This is a genomic window from Paraburkholderia sp. GAS448, from assembly GCF_050435685.1.
Taxonomy (GTDB): domain Bacteria; phylum Pseudomonadota; class Gammaproteobacteria; order Burkholderiales; family Burkholderiaceae; genus Paraburkholderia.
In genome coordinates this window covers 13,376-28,621 of the sequence record NZ_JBNDKT010000040.1, presented here as the reverse complement: position 1 = coordinate 28,621, position 15,246 = coordinate 13,376, and the positions used below count along the sequence as shown (strand labels likewise).

The 15,246-nt window shown below is 61.3% G+C and carries 14 protein-coding genes; 8 read left to right on the top strand and 6 right to left on the bottom strand.

Annotated features, from left to right (window positions below; genetic code table 11):
- Positions 1-240: 240 nt before the first annotated feature.
- Complete coding sequence (locus P3T23_RS39620) at positions 241-537, top strand: LysR family transcriptional regulator (protein ID WP_429321504.1); 297 nt, start codon at positions 241-243, stop codon at positions 535-537.
- A gap of 80 nt (positions 538-617) precedes the next feature.
- Here the strand turns inward: P3T23_RS39620 and P3T23_RS39615 are convergent, their stop codons facing one another.
- Positions 618-1,469 (bottom strand): LysR substrate-binding domain-containing protein, encoded by an 852-nt coding sequence (locus tag P3T23_RS39615; protein WP_429321503.1) that lies wholly within the window; start codon positions 1,467-1,469, stop codon positions 618-620.
- 116 nt (positions 1,470-1,585) lie between these two features.
- Between P3T23_RS39615 and P3T23_RS39610 the strand changes: the two genes are divergently transcribed.
- From P3T23_RS39610 to P3T23_RS39595, 4 genes are all read left to right on the top strand, one after another.
- On the top strand, positions 1,586-2,236 hold the full coding sequence (locus P3T23_RS39610) for an FMN-dependent NADH-azoreductase (protein WP_429321502.1): 651 nt from the start codon (positions 1,586-1,588) through the stop codon (positions 2,234-2,236).
- Positions 2,237-2,529: 293 nt separating this feature from the next.
- Complete coding sequence (locus P3T23_RS39605) at positions 2,530-3,309, top strand: alpha/beta fold hydrolase (protein WP_429321501.1); 780 nt, start codon at positions 2,530-2,532, stop codon at positions 3,307-3,309.
- A gap of 141 nt (positions 3,310-3,450) precedes the next feature.
- A complete protein-coding gene (locus tag P3T23_RS39600; protein ID WP_429321500.1) occupies positions 3,451-4,065 on the top strand; it encodes a hypothetical protein in 615 nt (204 codons plus the stop codon).
- A 248-nt stretch (positions 4,066-4,313) separates the two neighbouring features.
- Entirely contained in the window at positions 4,314-6,047 is a 1,734-nt protein-coding gene (locus P3T23_RS39595; RefSeq protein ID WP_429321499.1) for an FAD-dependent oxidoreductase, read from the top strand.
- 53 nt (positions 6,048-6,100) lie between these two features.
- Here P3T23_RS39595 and P3T23_RS39590 read toward each other — a convergent pair whose 3' ends face one another.
- Positions 6,101-7,057: a LysR family transcriptional regulator gene (locus P3T23_RS39590; protein WP_429321498.1), complete on the bottom strand. Its 957-nt coding sequence runs from the start codon at positions 7,055-7,057 to the stop codon at positions 6,101-6,103.
- Positions 7,058-7,176: 119 nt separating this feature from the next.
- Between P3T23_RS39590 and P3T23_RS39585 the strand changes: the two genes are divergently transcribed.
- Positions 7,177-8,034: an oxidoreductase gene (locus P3T23_RS39585; protein ID WP_429321497.1), complete on the top strand. Its 858-nt coding sequence runs from the start codon at positions 7,177-7,179 to the stop codon at positions 8,032-8,034.
- A 410-nt stretch (positions 8,035-8,444) separates the two neighbouring features.
- Complete coding sequence (locus P3T23_RS39580; RefSeq protein ID WP_429321496.1) at positions 8,445-8,834, top strand: hypothetical protein; 390 nt, start codon at positions 8,445-8,447, stop codon at positions 8,832-8,834.
- A gap of 318 nt (positions 8,835-9,152) precedes the next feature.
- Here P3T23_RS39580 and P3T23_RS39575 read toward each other — a convergent pair whose 3' ends face one another.
- From P3T23_RS39575 to manD, 4 genes are read right to left on the bottom strand one after another with little or no spacing between them, the layout of a single operon-like run.
- Positions 9,153-9,998: a GntR family transcriptional regulator gene (locus tag P3T23_RS39575; protein ID WP_429321495.1), complete on the bottom strand. Its 846-nt coding sequence runs from the start codon at positions 9,996-9,998 to the stop codon at positions 9,153-9,155.
- Between the two features lie 34 nt (positions 9,999-10,032).
- On the bottom strand, positions 10,033-11,331 hold the full coding sequence (locus tag P3T23_RS39570) for an MFS transporter (protein ID WP_429321494.1): 1,299 nt from the start codon (positions 11,329-11,331) through the stop codon (positions 10,033-10,035).
- 50 nt (positions 11,332-11,381) lie between these two features.
- Positions 11,382-12,419 (bottom strand): L-idonate 5-dehydrogenase, encoded by a 1,038-nt coding sequence (locus P3T23_RS39565; protein ID WP_429321493.1) that lies wholly within the window; start codon positions 12,417-12,419, stop codon positions 11,382-11,384.
- A gap of 54 nt (positions 12,420-12,473) precedes the next feature.
- Positions 12,474-13,682 carry a D-mannonate dehydratase ManD gene (manD, locus tag P3T23_RS39560; RefSeq protein WP_429321492.1) on the bottom strand — a complete coding sequence of 403 codons (1,209 nt, stop codon included), beginning with the start codon at positions 13,680-13,682 and terminating at the stop codon, positions 12,474-12,476.
- A 94-nt stretch (positions 13,683-13,776) separates the two neighbouring features.
- Between manD and P3T23_RS39555 the strand changes: the two genes are divergently transcribed.
- Positions 13,777-15,246, top strand: coding sequence for a mannitol dehydrogenase family protein (locus P3T23_RS39555; RefSeq protein ID WP_429321491.1), 1,470 nt, complete (start codon positions 13,777-13,779; stop codon positions 15,244-15,246).

Below are 15,246 nucleotides of genomic sequence, written 5' to 3'. Positions count from 1 at the left end.
GGCAGCCACTTCAGTGGTCTGTGACCTGCGGTGCGGGGCCGTGTCGATCGCCCCGTTCATCCGGAGTCGATCATGCGTGGATGAGCGCGTAAGCGCGCCGGAACGTTGATACCGCCGGCTGCGAGCCTGCTTCGCATCGTTGATACGATGCGGCTCGCGCCGGCCGTCCTGATCGACCGCGTAGCATGGGACCGGAGTAAGTGCTGAAGCACTAACTCCGGATCGACAAGGCGATATACCATGACACGACAGACAGGAATTCACTCGACCATGATCGAGGCAAATCAGTTTGTCTACTTCGCGTGCGTAGTCAAGCACAGAAGCTTCAGCGCAGCCGCGAAGGAAGTTCGCGTAAGCAAGTCGACGTTGAGTCGCGCCGTCGCCGACCTGGAACAGAAGCTTGGGGCCTCTCTTCTCACGAGAACGACCCGGCGTGTGGATGTCACGCACGCGGGCGAGCAGCTATACACACGCTGCATCGCCGTCTATAAGACCGTATTGGCGGCGCAAAAGGCACTCGAGATTTCCGCTTCCTGAAGCGTTTCCAGTTCCGGCCACTCTGCCGGACGTTCGCCTGACGCAGCCCCCATGGCCCGGTTCCACCGCACGTCCCCGGTTTAACTTCTGTGCGCGAATGCCAGCACGATCGCGTTGCCCAGTTCGTCGGCAACGGGCGCCGATGCGCCTGGTGCCGCGAACATCGTGAACTCGACATCGGGTAATGCAGGCAGGCCGGCATCGGGCGCGATCACATGCAAGCCGTGCGCGAGTTGCGACTGCACGACGGGCGTCACCGCAAAACCGGCCTGCGCGGCGGCGCACAGGCCGGCGCCGCTCGCACACACCAGCGCGATCCGGTAATCGACGCCGGCGCGGGCGAGCGCGGCCAGTGCAGCCTCACGATACGGGCACGGTTCCGGTAACAGCGCGAGCGGCACGGGAGCGCCAGGCGTGAGCGATGCCCACTCCGCACCGACCCAGACGAGCGGTTCGCGCCACAGCACGTGTCCGGGGCGTGCATCGTGGCAGCGTCCACCGATCACTACGTCGAATTCACCCTGATCCATCGCGTGCAGCAGTTCTGCCGGGATGCCGACCCTGACGCTGAACGCGATGCGCGGGTAGCGCACCGCGAACGCCTGCATGACATTCATCAGCCTGACGTTGGCGAGGTCTTCGGAGAGGCCGACCCGGATCGCGCCCTCGCTGGGTCCGCGAAACAGCTGCGCCCGCGCGTCATGATTGAGCGCGAGGATGGCGCGCGCGTAACCCAGCAGCAGCTCGCCGTCCGCCGTGAGCGTGACCGAGCGCGTGGTGCGCGCGAGCAGCTCGCGGCCGGTCTGCTTCTCCAGACGCCGCACATGCGCGCTAACCGCGGACTGCGTCAGATTGAGACGGGCCGCGGCGTGCGTAAAGCCTCCTTCCTGGACGACAGCCACGAAAGAGCGCAGCAGAACGGTATCGAACATGGGATAGTCCTTTCCTATACAGTGCGAATACCACTGAATACGACGATGATACTTCGTTTATATTTTGAATCGAAATATGTTCTGATGGTGGCAGTCAACACACCTGGAGTATTCCCATGCCGACCTTGCTGCATATCGAATCGTCGCCACGCAAGACGCGGTCTGCGTCGCTCGATGTTGCACGTGCCTATCTGGAGGCCTGGCGCGACGCTCATCCGGATCATCCGATCGACGTGCTCGACCTGTGGGCGATCGAGTTGCCGGAATTCGACGGCGACGCGCTCGATGCCAAATACGCGGACCTGCGCGGCACGACGCTCAGCGAAGCCCAGCAGCAGGCGTGGGCGGGGATCCGGCACCTCGCGCAGCGGCTGCACGACGCGGATACGTTGCTGTTCTCCGTGCCACTGTGGAATTTCTCCATTCCGTACAAGCTCAAGCATTTCATCGACGTCGTGTCGCAGCGAAACATCCTGTTCTCATTCGATGAGCGTGGGCTCCAGGGCTTGCTGAAAAACAAGAAAGCGGTGGTGATTTATGCGAGAGGCCTCGACTATTCAATCGACTCGAACACACCTGCCCATTCGTTCGATTTTCAGCGGCCGTTTATGGAAGCGTGGCTGCGATCCATCGGCGTCACCGACGTCGAATCGGTCGTCGTCGAGAAAACGCTGCTGGGTCCAGAAGTCGATCACGCGGCGAGACAGGCTGCACGCGAGCGGGCAGTGGCGCTGGTGGGAGCGGCTTCCGTTCCGGTTGGTAGATAAATTGTCCCAACATACTAACGCGTCGCGTCACGGTCTATTCCGTCGACATTCGTTACGTGGTGTATGAACTGTTTTGCGCGGCGGAAGTAGTAAATCACGTTGCCTGTAGCGACGTGCTGTTCCACTATCCGACGTGTTTCTAGCGATACGGATCGAGCGCAAGGTTTGCTCTTTCAACAGTATTTATTGGACTCCTTACCGTATCGACGGCGCAGATCGAACCCGCGGAAACTGACGACGCGCGTGTGCGATATCGCCGCTTCCATTCCTGCCTTTTTTAACGAGGTACTGTTTTGAACACGCTGATAAAGAAATGGTCGTTGTCGCTGGCCGTCGCCGGTTGTCTGTTATCCACTGCCACTGCGCAGGCCGCGTCCGACCCGGACCTCGCAGGCAAGAACGTCGTTCTGGTACATGGTGCCTTCTCGGACGGATCGAGCTGGGACAAGGTCATTCCTCTCCTCGAAGCAAAGGGCCTGCACGTGACGGCTGTGCAAAACCCCCTGACGTCCCTCGGCGATGACGTTTCGGCAACGACCCGCGCGATCGAGCGGCAAAATGGTCCAGTCGTGCTCGTCGGCCATTCGTGGGCGGGCTCTGTCATCACGCAGGCGGGCAACGACGACAAGGTCAAGGCACTCGTGTATGTCGCAGCATTCGCTCCCGACAACGGACAATCGGCTAACGACATTCAAAAAGACCTGCCGGCACCGTCATGGGCAGCCGAGATTCATAAGGACGCTGCGGGTTTCCTGACGCTGTCCGACAAGGCGATCGCGGAAGATTTCGCGCCCGATGTTTCGCGGGCGCAAGCGCGTCTGCTCGCTGCGACACAAGAGCCGTGGTTTTCAGGCTGTCTCGCCGAAAATATCGGTCACGCAGCCTGGCACGACAAGCCGTCCTGGTATGTCCTCACGACGAAAGACCATATAGTCGGTCCCGCCTTCCAGATGAAGATGGCCAAACACATCGGCGCTACGGTCGTCAATGTGGAGGCGAGTCACGTACCGATGCTGTCGAAACCTGAAGAAGTCGCTGCCGCAATCATCTCGGCGGCGCGGCAGGCAAGGTAGCAGGGTGCACCCGTTGCTCAGAAACCAGCCGACAGATCTGTCCGTTGCAACGGGTCACCCCCACTCACCAGCAACGGGTTCGGTGGGTCCTAAGCGGGATCTAACTGTCTTCAAGACAGCCAGCATATCTGGAGAATCTATATGTCAATGCACAAGAACCTGTGCGTTTTTCTCGCCACCCTTACATTGGCCTGCGTCTCGTTCGCGCAGACGTCCGACGTCAAGCCCGAACGTATCCGCGGCGAAATTGTGTCGCTTCGCGGCGACGTCCTGACGGTACATCGTCACAGCGGTGACACTGTTTCGATCGAAGTCAAGCCTGACGTCGCGGTAACGGCTCTCAAGGTGGTCAAGCTCTCCGACGTCAAAGCGGGATCGTATGTTGGGACGCCAGCAATTTCGGGTCCGGACGGAAAGCTGACTGCTACGTCAGTGCTGCTCTTTCCGGAAGCAGCACGTGGCACACAGGAAGGGCACTTTGCCTATGATTTTGGACCTGACAGCACGATGACGAATGCCAACGTGGACAGACTCGTTACAGCTGCCAGTGGTCGCGAACTCAAGCTCTCCTATAAGGGAGGCAGTAAAACGGTGACAGTGCCGGAAAACGTGCCGGTCGTGACCTTTGCTCCGGCGACGCGAGCCGACCTCACATCGGGCAAGAAGGTGATCGTCGTCGTGACCCCCGCTCAGCAAGGTGTCTTTGAAGCGCACGTGGTTCTCGTAGAAAAAGACGGCGTTGTGCCGTCGCTGTAATGGCAATCGGGCGCTGCTGCGCCCGGTTCTTCCATGCTCCGTCGCCTGGACGTTGTCATATTTCGGGGGCGGTTGTATCAATGTAGTGATGAGAACCTTGCGCCCCGGTAACCGCCGAAGAATGGCGAACGGAAATATTCAGCAGCCGTTCCATTTTCGTCTGATATTGCGGAGCCTTCGGCTGTCGGCAGCGACGACAGTCGACCACTCGGTGGCGGCTTCGACCAGCCGCTGGAGGAGAATCCCCGATGAGCAACGAGTCAAGGCCAGGTAGCGGTACGCCCGCGTGGCAGCCGGCAGGCAATGCGGCGCGTATCGACGACGGCGAGGTCGTCGACGACCCGAGCGTGCGCGACCATCCGCGATATCGTCAGATGTTTCCGGTCCTCACGGAGGCTGAAGTCGACAGGCTGCGTCGCTTCGGCAGCCTGTCGCGCTACGCCAAAGGCGAATTGCTCTATCGCGCGGGAAGCCTCTGCCCGGGCATGTTCGTCCTGCTGGCGGGCAAAATCCGGATCGTTGGTCGTGATGGCCTCGGCCACGAACGGATTATTCACACCTACACCCAGCGCGGCGAGTTCACCTCGGATGTCACCCAGCTCTCGAGCAAGCCCGCAGTTGTAGATGCGTACGTGGTCGAAGATGTCGAAGCCGTGTTGGTGCGGCCCGACGACATCAGCGCCATGATGATCAGCGAAGCTGATCTTGGCGAAAAGATCATGCGCGCACTGATTCTAAGGCGTGTCCTCGTGATCGAGCGCGGACACGGTGTCGTTCTTATCGGCTCCTCCGGTAACGCGCGACTCCTCGCGTTGCAGAATTTCCTGCGCCGCAACACTTTTCCGAACATAACGCTCGATGCGGACCAGGACGCCGAGGCCATCGCACTACTTGAGCGCTTGATGCCGCAGCCCGACGACTTCCCGCTCGTCGTTTGTCCGAACGGCACTGTGCTGCGAAACCCCGATGAAGGGCAGCTCGCATCCTGCCTCGGACTGATTCCCGAGTTCGATCCGACGCACGTCTATGACGTGGCGATCGTCGGCGCAGGCCCCGCGGGACTTGCAGCGGCCGTCTACGCGGCATCCGAAGGAATGTCGGTCGCGGCGCTCGACTGTCGCGCACCCGGCGGCCAGGCCGGTACGAGTGCGCGCATCGAGAACTATCTGGGCTTTCCTACCGGGATCACGGGGCAAGATCTCGCGGGCCGCGCGTTCATTCAGGCGCAGAAGTTCGGTGCACATATCGGCATCCCGTGCGAGGTCAAGGCGCTGTATTGCGACAAGCAACCGCCTGTCATTGAGCTAGCCGATGGCCGCCGCATTACCGCGCGCGCTGTGGTTATCGCCAGTGGCGCCGAGTATCGGCGACCTGCCATCGAGGACCTCGCCCGCTTCGAGCGCGGTGGTGTTTATTACTGGGCTACGCCGATCGAGGCGAGGCTGTGCCGCAAGGAGCCGGTGTTGCTGGTCGGTGGCGGCAATTCCGCGGGGCAGGCGGCGGTGTTTCTGGCATCGCACGCCGAGCATGTGCATATGTTCATTCGAGGCACGAGCCTCGAGCACAGCATGTCGCACTACCTGACCGAACGTGTCGCATCGCTGCCGAACGTGACGCTGCATACGCGTATCGAACTGACCGCGCTTGAGGGAGGTGCTCGTCTCGAACGCGTGCACTACCGCGGTGCCGGTGGCATTGAAGGAAGCATGACAACACATCATCTGTTCGTGTTCATCGGCGCGGACCCGAATACTAGCTGGCTCAAGGCATGCGGCGTCGCGCTGGACAGCAAGGGATTCGTATTGACGGGCACCGACCTCCCAGAAGGCAGCGTGCAATCGCTGCCGTTGCAGACGAGCGTCGAGGGTGTCTTCGCGATTGGCGACGTTCGTTCGGGATCGACCAAGCGTGTTGCGTCAGCCGTCGGCGAAGGCGCGGCGGTGGTGGCGCAGATTCATAGCCTCCTCGCTGCGGGCCGGTGAAGGTTCGTCTGGCTAAAACGCGAGGCACTTGAGTCAAGCAGTTCCGGTTGCTTTCAAGGCTCGCGCTTGGTGCCCTTTGTTGTATTGCGCAGATCGGACGGCTCAAGAAAGAAGTTCCTGTTGTCCGCGACCCGCGCGACCATGAAGTCGATAAAGGTTCTCACGCGCAGCGGTTGCTCGGTTCGATGACGGTAGTAGATGTAAATGGACTCGCGCTGGGACACATGCTGCGTAAGCAATGGCACAAGCCTTCCGCTGCGGATGTGCGATACCGCCGAAAAACTTCCAAGCTGGCCGATCGCCAGCCCGGCAACGACGGCCTCAGTCTCTGCATCGATATCGTTCGTGCACAGCGTCGCTGCGATCTCGCGATACACGATCTCGTCGCCGATCAAGAACTCCCACGGCGCCTGCTTGCCGGTGTTCGCGCGCCGGTATCCGGTGCAGCGATGCACGCCAAGATCGTCGACGGACCTGGGCTCGCCGTGGCGTTCGATATAGCCCGGCGACGCGCACACGATCAGCTGGATGGGCAGCAGACGCCTCGCAATCGCCCCTCCCGCAGGTGGCGATCCGCCGCGAAACCCGACGTCGGCGCGGTCGGCGACGATATCTGTGAAGTGGTCGTCGAATCGGACGTCCAGTTGCACTGCCGGATAGAGCGCTGCAAATTCGAGGATGGACGGCCAAAGCACTGCGCGCCCGAGCGCCGCCGGGGCGCTCACCCGCAACGGACCCGCGACTTCCTCTTTCGAGCGACGGGCGTCGTCCAGTGCCGACGACAGGATCGCCAGCGCAGGTTCCACGCTATGCAGCAGCCTTTCCCCCTCTTCGGTCAGGCTCAGCTTGCGTGTGGTGCGATGAAACAACCGGACGCCGAGCGTCTTTTCCAGCTGCATCACCGCGTGACTGGCGGCCTGAGGCGAGATGCCCTGATCCACGGCCGCCTTGCGCAGATTGCCCAGCGTCGCGACACGGACAAAGATCGAAAGTGCACGGACCTCGTTCATCGGCAGTTCCCGATTCGCAAATAAACGTTGATTATGACTCTAGCAATCTGCGGCTAGTTTATGCGAATCCGCCGCCCTATGATTCGTTCACCTTCACCACGAATCGTAGGAGCAGCATCATGAACAACGTCACAAAACGGCCATTCAAGCGGGTCTGGTTCATCACGGGCGCGTCGCGCGGCCTTGGCGCGCTGATCGCGCGCGCCGCCCTGGCTGACGGCAACGCGGTGGTTGCCGCCGGACGCAACGTCGCCGCGATCATTGAGGGCCTTGGTGAATCGCCCGCATTGCTGCCCGTGGCACTTGATGTGACCGACGAAGCGCAAGCAAGGGCGGCCGTCGCGGCCGCGCTCGAGAAGTTCGGCCGGATCGACGTGCTGGTCAACAACGCAGGGTTCGGGCTGCTCGCGGCCGTCGAGGAATCGAGCGATGCCGACATCCGTCGCATGTACGATACCAACGTCTTCGGATTGCTCAATGTGACGCGCGCTGTTCTGCCCGTCATGCGCGCGCAGCGATCAGGGCACGTCGTCAATATGTCGTCGATTGGCGGCTATCGCGCAGGGGCTGGCTTTGGCGTATATAGCTCGACGAAGTTCGCCGTCGAAGGTATTACGGAAGCGTTGTATGCCGAGCTGAAGCCGCTTGGCATCCGTGCGACCGTCGTCGAACCGGGATACTTCCGGACGGATTTCCTCGATGCATCGTCCCTCGTCGTCGGCAAGGAGATCATCGCTGACTATGACGAGACCTCGGGCAATGTGCGCCGCTTTGCTGCCGGGATGAACCACAACCAGCCCGGAGATCCTGAGAAACTGGCGACGGCCCTCGTCACGTTGGCCGATGCGCAAACACCGCCTCTGCGTCTTCCGCTCGGCACGGACACGCTGAAGGCGATCGCGGACAAGAACATGTATGTCGCCGCAGAAACCGAAACGTGGAAGGATCTGTCGCGATCGACGGATTTCAAGCTTTGATCTGCCTGGTCACGACACAGTAGATTTTGCTAGCGCCGCGCGAATGCAGCGGCGCATTCGCGCGGGCGGCAAAATTCGTCCCGTTTCCACAGGTGAGGAATAGCCCCACGAGTGACCTTGCCGTCGTTTGACGAATCCCATAGCTATGGAAATCAGGCCGCTTCGCCTCGCTGACCGGCGGCCCAGTTCGGCGCACTTGTTGAGCGCAGCGGGCTCATTAACGACCGGCTGCGGGCTGCATGGACAATTGTTGGATCGCGTCTATGCCTGGAACACCTGCTCGGCCCACCCAGCCATTACTTCCCGAACCCACTTGCCGGGTGGACGCTCCAGGCATAGAAACCTGGTACCCTTTTCATACTTCGGTGGCACCGCTTCCGCCACCCAGCAAGGCATGCGAGGGAGGGGTCATGACATTCAAGGCTCAGTGGTACCGGGACAAGTTGGCGAAAAAACGTGGCAAAGGCTTCTGCGGCTATCCGGTGGCCACGGTTGCCTTCTACGGGCCGGACGACACGAGAGCGACGAAGGTCTCTGTTGGCATCATCGCGCACGAAGGTGCTGACGCGGACCCTGTTGAGCGATGGTTCTGCGAAACAACCGACGCGAGAATCGATCCAGAAGTTATCGAAGCAATCGTTCGATTCATCGATCATCACGGTGCCAAATCGGTGATGGCTGTCGACCGTATCATCGGCTGCCCGCACGAAGAAGGCATTGACTACCCGGAAGGCGAAAAATGTCCGCTGTGCTCGTTCTGGGCCAACCGCGATCGATGGAGCGGCGAGATCATCCCGTGAGACGTCAAGAGACAAGCGCTTCCATCCTCGCGCTGAGGCGTTCCTTACCACTTCATTCTGGCCGTTGTCGTGCATTCATTAACGCAGGACATTTACTGGACGCGAAGGGAGCGCGTCGTCGTCAGCAGGTCGCGGCCAGGCCCTGAGCGTGGATCCAACTGTAATTGCCTACGCGACAGCGCGATGGAAATCCGCAACACTCACCAGGTAATCCCGTCAGAAACACCTAGCGTACCTGTGGATTTTGTTAGACAGGGCTTGAGTCCTCGGTATTGTGTCAACAGTATCGCCGATTTGCCGGCAATGAGCGTCGTCTCGTCAAGGCGTCAACGGGACGAGTTGCGGTTCATCCGGTTCGAACCAGTCGGGGTTTCGCTCGGCGACAGGCCCGAGGGACACCAGAATCTCGCGCAGGTGGGCACGCATCGCCTCTTCGGCCAATTCGGGATCGTGCGCTTTCAACGCATTCACGATGTGCGCGTGCTGCTTGATCAGCAAGTCGAGTGGCGATACCTCATTCAGGCTCAAGTAGCGCACACGGTCCATCTGCGCCTTGATGTCCTGAATAGTGTCCCACGCCGCCACACAATCGATGGACTGCGCGATCAGAAAATGGAACTGCTCATCGCACGCGAGAAACGCGGCAGTATCGTTGGCCTTCGACGCGGCCCTCTGTTCACGCAGATTTGCTGCAAGACCCGCGAGTTGGGCATCGGTGATCGCGACAGCAGCCTTCCGCACGACTGCCGCTTCGATCGCCTCGCGAATGAAGCGCCCCTCGCGCACCTTGCGCGGCGAAATCCGTTTAACGAAAGTGCCGCGCTGCGGGAGCACTTGCAGGACGCCGGCCTCGACCAGTTTGATGAACGCCTCGCGGACCGGTTGTCGAGACACCTGGAACATTTCTGACACTTCTTTTTCCGAAAGCGGCGTTCCGGGCGCAAGCAAGCCTGTAAAAATCGCCTGGCGTAGCGAGCGGAAAATCTGTTTTCCGATCGGCTCATGGGATTCAACGGACACCGCGGCTACGGCTCCCGATAGCAACGCTTTCGGCATGTCATCGGAGCCACCGCGCGAGCGCGATCGAGGAACGGCCGGCGAGACTGCCGACTGAACCGCCGCACCGCCACGCCTCGGACTGACGGATAAGCTGGCATTTTTCATACGTGAATGTGTGCCATGGATTGATAGCACTACACTACCATACTAGCTTACGCTCTGCCCTATCTTTTTGTGCGGCAGGCTCTCGAATCCACACCAGCGCGCACAAGGCTCCGAGCACGGCAATCGCTCCGGCCAGCACAAACGCGCTGCCGTAGGCGCCGTGCGTGGCCTGCACGATGAAGCCCGTCACCGCCGGTCCGATCACGCCCGCGAGGTTGGCGAGCAGGTGCACGAAGCCGCCCACCCCGCCGACGTTTTCGCGCCGCACGGTGTCCTGGATCACCGCCCAGTAGACGGAACCGGTGACGTACAGGAAGAAGATCGACACTGACATCAGCGCTACGGCCCCCTGCATGCTCTGCACTCGCCCGGCAAAGGCGACGCACACCGCCGCGATACCTAAACACACCGAGAGCACGATTCTTCGCGACAGGAGCGGCTTGCCGGTCAAACGCAGGATGAAATCCGTAATGAAACCGCCCGCCGCGAGCCCGATACTGCCGAGCACCCACGGAATGACCGTCGCAATGCTCATGTCATGAAGCGACATATGATGTGCTTCGATCAGGTAGGTCGGAAACCACGACAGAAAAAAGAACAGCACGTAGTTGTAAGCGAAGAACGCGCATGCGGTGGCGAGGACGATCGGTTGCTTCAGATAGAAACCGAGGCTTGCCTGCTGGCCCGCGGGAGTATGCTCCATCGACGAAGCCTGCTGCTGGCCCGCGACGATCAATTCAAGTTCAGCGGCCTTCACGCGGCTATTCTGCTGCGGGTGTTCGGTCGTGGTGAGCGACCACAGTACGAGCCACGCGAGCCCGAACAGCATGATCGCGACAAATGCCCAACGCCAGCCAAACTGGATCGCCATATAACCGACGACCGGCCCAGCGACGGCCCCACCGAGCGGCGTGCCCGAACTGATGACGCCGATCGCGCTCGCCACTTCGCGGCGCGGAAACCAGTTGTTCACCATCTTGCTGTTAGACGAACTGAATGGACCTTCGCCCATACCGAACAGCACGCGCAGCACAATCAGCGAGGCAAGGCCGCTAGCGAGCGCAGTCGCCCCGCAGAATATCGACCAGATGCCCATCGCGCCGCCGAACACTTTCTTCGCGCCGAACCTGTCGGAGGCAACGCCGCCGACGAAGTTGAATAGCGCATAGCCGAGAAAAAAGCTGCTGAACACGATGCCCAATTGTGCATGCGAGAAGTTCAGGTCTTTCTGAATCAGCGGCGCGGCGATCGAAAGCGCCGCGCGGTCGAGATAATTGATGACGCCCGCCAGAAACAGCAGGCCGACGACGAACCATCGCTGGCTCTTGATCATGACATGTCTCCGGTGCCGCCTCTTTTTTGCTGGGCGGTTCCAATCTCGAGTTAGTCGAAGTGCAGATGGACCTTCATCGACTGATTGCGGTCGTACGCCACTTCGAACGCACGGTTCGCTTCTTCGAGCGGGAATGCGTGCGTCATGAGCGGACGAAGGTCAATCTTGTGCGCCCCGAGTTCTTCGGCGGCAACCGGGTATTCATCGGTAAAGCGGAATGAGCCCTGATAGCGAAGCTCCTTCGACATCACGAGATTCGCGGCCACCGGCGACTGCCCCGCCGGCAGATTGCCTACCTGGATCACCGTGCCGCCCGCGCGCGCCGCACGCAATGCCGCATCGAGTCCCGCGGGACTGCCCGACGCTTCGAGCACGACATCGAACGTGCCGCGCTGCTGCGACCATTGGTCGACGCGGGCCTGATCGTTGGCGAGAACCGTTTCGTCGGCGCCGAGCATCGTCGCCATTTGCAGCGCCTTCCCGGCGAGATCGAGGGCGACGATCCGGTGCGCACCTGCTCGCCTCGCGACCGCCAGCAAAATGCAGCCGATCGGCCCGCACCCGACCAGCAGCACCTTCGCGCCGACGAGCGACCCGGCCAGCCGCAGCGCATGCAGCGCGACGGCGAGCGGTTCGGCCATCGACGCCTGCGCGAAGTCGAGGCCATCCGGCACCGGCACGCATTGACGCGCGTCCACCGCGATGAACTGGCGGAACATGCCCTGCATGTGGGGAAACGTCGAGGCGCTGCCCATGAAGCGCATGTTCAGGCAATGATTCGGCATCCCCTTCACGCAATAGCGGCACGCGCCGCAGTTGAGCCCTGGATTGACCGCGACGCGCTGCCCGACGCTCAAGTCGCTCACACCCTCACCCAAAGCGGCGATTTCACCCGCGACTTCATGGCCGAGCACGAAGGGTTCGCGTACAGCGAAGTCACCGCTCTTGCCCTTGAAGTAATACGACAGATCGGACCCGCAGATGCCGCCCGCACGCACGCGAATCTGCACCTGGCCCGGCTGCGGTTGAGGGGCATCGAGTTCATCGATGAAAAGTTTTCGGGGTTCGTGGAGAACGGCTGCGAACATCGTGCTGCTCCTTTGTGTCTTTAAGCGGTGCGGCCCCGGCGAGGCCGCATGAAATCACCAGTTCCAGAGCGTGCCGTCCTCAAGACGTGCGACGGGCAAATAGGCGGGATCGTAGGGATACTTCGCGGCGAGCTTCTCGTCGATATCGACGCCGTGACCCGGCGCTTCGCCCGGATGCATCATGCCGCGATCGAACCTCCATGCATGCGGGAACACGTCGAGCGCTTCCTTCGGAAAGCCCATGTATTCCTGCACGCCGAAATTCGGCACCCACAGATCGAAATGCAATGCCGCGCCCATGCAGACCGGCGACAGATCCGACGGCCCATGACAGCCCGTGCGCACCTGATAGAGCGAAGCGAAGTCGGCGATGCGCTTCAGGTGGGAAATACCGCCGGCGTGTGTGAGCGTCGCGCGAATGTAGTCGATCAACTGCTCTTCGATCAGTTGCTTGCAGTCCCAGATGCTGTTGAAGACCTCGCCCACTGCGATCGGTGTCACCGTGTGTTCGCGGATCAGCCGGAAGCCGGCCTGGTTTTCGGCCGGCGTCGGGTCTTCCATCCAGAAGAGTCGGTATGGCTCGACCGATTTGCCAAACCGCGCCGCTTCGATCGGCGTGAGACGATGATGAACATCATGGAGCAGATGCGACTCAAAGCCGAACTTCTCGCGTACGGCTTCGAAGAGCTTCGGCACAAAGTCGAGGTATTTTTCCGTCGACCAGCTTTGCTCTTCCACGCCGCCCCTGGTCGCCGGTTCGTACATGCCGTTGCCCTTCGACACGCCGTAGACGGAGCGCATGTTCGGCACGCCGCACTGGATGCGGATCGCCTTGTAGCCCGCTTCGATGTGCTCGCCGTAACGGTCCAGCGCTTCCGGAATGTCGCGTCCCGTGGCGTGCCCGTAGACCATCACGCCTTCCCGGGACGCTCCGCCCAGCAACCGATAAAGCGGCAGGTTCGCCACCTTGCCGAGAATGTCCCAGAGCGCCATGTCGACGGCGGCGATCGCCGTCATGGTGACGGGACCACGCCGCCAGTAGGCGCCCTTGTAGAGAAACTGCCAGATGTCTTCGATACGGCCCGGATCGCGCCCCACCAGCAGCGGACAGACGTGATCCTTCAGATACGAGGCAACTGCTAGCTCGCGGCCATTCAGCGTTGCATCGCCGATGCCATAAACGCCCTCGTCCGTCACCACTTTCAGCGTGACGAAATTGCGGCCCGGACACGTCACAATCACATCGGCGCGGACGATTTTCATGGGGATTTCCTTGAGTGGCATTCGTTGGAATCGATGCTACCATACAAGTATATTGAATCGTCAACCACGGGTTTTCCCGCTCCCGGATGTCAAGATGAACGCCAGATCGACCCTTTTCCGCAGTCCGCTTACTTCATTGACCGATCACCTGCTTTCGCCCGAGTGGCGCGATCCGGACATCGGTATCGTGCATCTCGGGATCGGAAATTTTCATCGCGCGCATGAGGCGGTTTATACGGAAGAGGCGATGCTGGCGGCGGGCGGCGACTGGGGTATCTGCGGCGTGACGCTGCAGGGCGATGTCAGCAAGCGCGATGCGTTGATGGCGCAGGACGGGCTTTACAGCGTAGTGGAACGCGGCCCCGAGGGCGTGCGCGTCACGGTGATTCGCGCGCTGAAGGAGGTGCTCGCGATGCCGCATGACCGTACCCGGCTCTTCGAGCTTCTCAGTGATCCCAAGGTGCGCATCGTCTCGCTGACGGTCACCGAAAAGGGCTACTGCCGTGACGCGCGAACCGGCGAAGTCGACCGAAGCCGCGAAGGCATTCAACACGATCTTGCGCATCCGGACCAACCTTCGAGCGTTCCCGGCATCCTGACTGCGGCGCTCAGGCAGCGCCGCGATACCGGGACACCACCCTTCACCGTGCTCTCTTGCGACAACCTCTCGCACAACGGCGCGGCGCTGAAAAAGGTTGTCTGTTCGTTCGCGCGAGCAGTCGATCATGAACTCGCCGGATGGATCGACACCCATGTCGCATTTCCGTCCACGATGGTAGATCGCATCGTGCCCTCCACCACCGATGCCGATCGCGATGCCGCCCGCAACGCCTTGGGCATCGACGACGCCGCGCCCGTTCCCTGCGAGCCATTCCGGCAATGGGTCATCGAAGACCGATTTCCCAGCGGACGTCCCGCGTGGGAACGAGCAGGCGCGCAACTCGTCGACGATGTCATGCCGTTCGAACTCGCCAAGCTGCGCATGCTGAACGGCACGCATTCGACGCTCGCTTACCTCTCGATGCTCGCGGGTTTTTCGACAATCGACGAAGCCGTCGCGCACCCGCCGTTGCGGGCATTGATTCACGCGATGATGACGCACGAGATCGCGCCGACGCTCGACGTGCCACCTTCGTTCGACGTACTCGCCTACCGCGACGCGCTGCTCGCGCGGTACGCGAATACTGCGCTCAAGCATCGCACGGCGCAGATCGCAATGGACGGCAGCCAGAAGATTCCGCCGCGTTTGCTGTCAACGATCGAAGCTCGTCTCGACGCGGGCGAATCAATCGAGCGCCTCGCACTCGCGGTCGCCGCGTGGCTTGTATTCCTGCGCGGCCACGCCGACGACGGCACCCGCTACGAAATCAGCGATCCGCTCGCAGCGCGCCTGACGGCCAGCTTGCCGGCAGAACCCAAACGGCTGATCGAGACGATCCTCGCCATCCAGGAGGTGTTCCCACCCCGACTTGCAAGCCGCGAGGCGTTCCGGCGCCCCCTGCTGGACGCTGTCACGCTGTTGCAACGCGGCGCGCGGCGAGCCATCGAAATAGAGCGAGGCTGA

Excerpts from the sequence above, each read along its gene's own strand:
- P3T23_RS39620 (WP_429321504.1), top strand. The coding sequence starts at position 241 with ATGACACGACAGACAGGAATTCACTCGACCATGATCGAGGCAAATCAG.
- P3T23_RS39615 (WP_429321503.1), bottom strand. The coding sequence starts at position 1,469 with ATGTTCGATACCGTTCTGCTGCGCTCTTTCGTGGCTGTCGTCCAGGAA.
- P3T23_RS39610 (WP_429321502.1), top strand. The coding sequence starts at position 1,586 with ATGCCGACCTTGCTGCATATCGAATCGTCGCCACGCAAGACGCGGTCT.
- P3T23_RS39600 (WP_429321500.1), top strand. The coding sequence starts at position 3,451 with ATGTCAATGCACAAGAACCTGTGCGTTTTTCTCGCCACCCTTACATTG.
- P3T23_RS39595 (WP_429321499.1), top strand. The coding sequence starts at position 4,314 with ATGAGCAACGAGTCAAGGCCAGGTAGCGGTACGCCCGCGTGGCAGCCG.
- P3T23_RS39590 (WP_429321498.1), bottom strand. The coding sequence starts at position 7,057 with ATGAACGAGGTCCGTGCACTTTCGATCTTTGTCCGTGTCGCGACGCTG.
- P3T23_RS39585 (WP_429321497.1), top strand. The coding sequence starts at position 7,177 with ATGAACAACGTCACAAAACGGCCATTCAAGCGGGTCTGGTTCATCACG.
- P3T23_RS39580 (WP_429321496.1), top strand. The coding sequence starts at position 8,445 with ATGACATTCAAGGCTCAGTGGTACCGGGACAAGTTGGCGAAAAAACGT.
- P3T23_RS39575 (WP_429321495.1), bottom strand. The coding sequence starts at position 9,998 with ATGAAAAATGCCAGCTTATCCGTCAGTCCGAGGCGTGGCGGTGCGGCG.
- P3T23_RS39570 (WP_429321494.1), bottom strand. The coding sequence starts at position 11,331 with ATGATCAAGAGCCAGCGATGGTTCGTCGTCGGCCTGCTGTTTCTGGCG.
- P3T23_RS39565 (WP_429321493.1), bottom strand. The coding sequence starts at position 12,419 with ATGTTCGCAGCCGTTCTCCACGAACCCCGAAAACTTTTCATCGATGAA.
- manD (WP_429321492.1), bottom strand. The coding sequence starts at position 13,682 with ATGAAAATCGTCCGCGCCGATGTGATTGTGACGTGTCCGGGCCGCAAT.
- P3T23_RS39555 (WP_429321491.1), top strand. The coding sequence starts at position 13,777 with ATGAACGCCAGATCGACCCTTTTCCGCAGTCCGCTTACTTCATTGACC.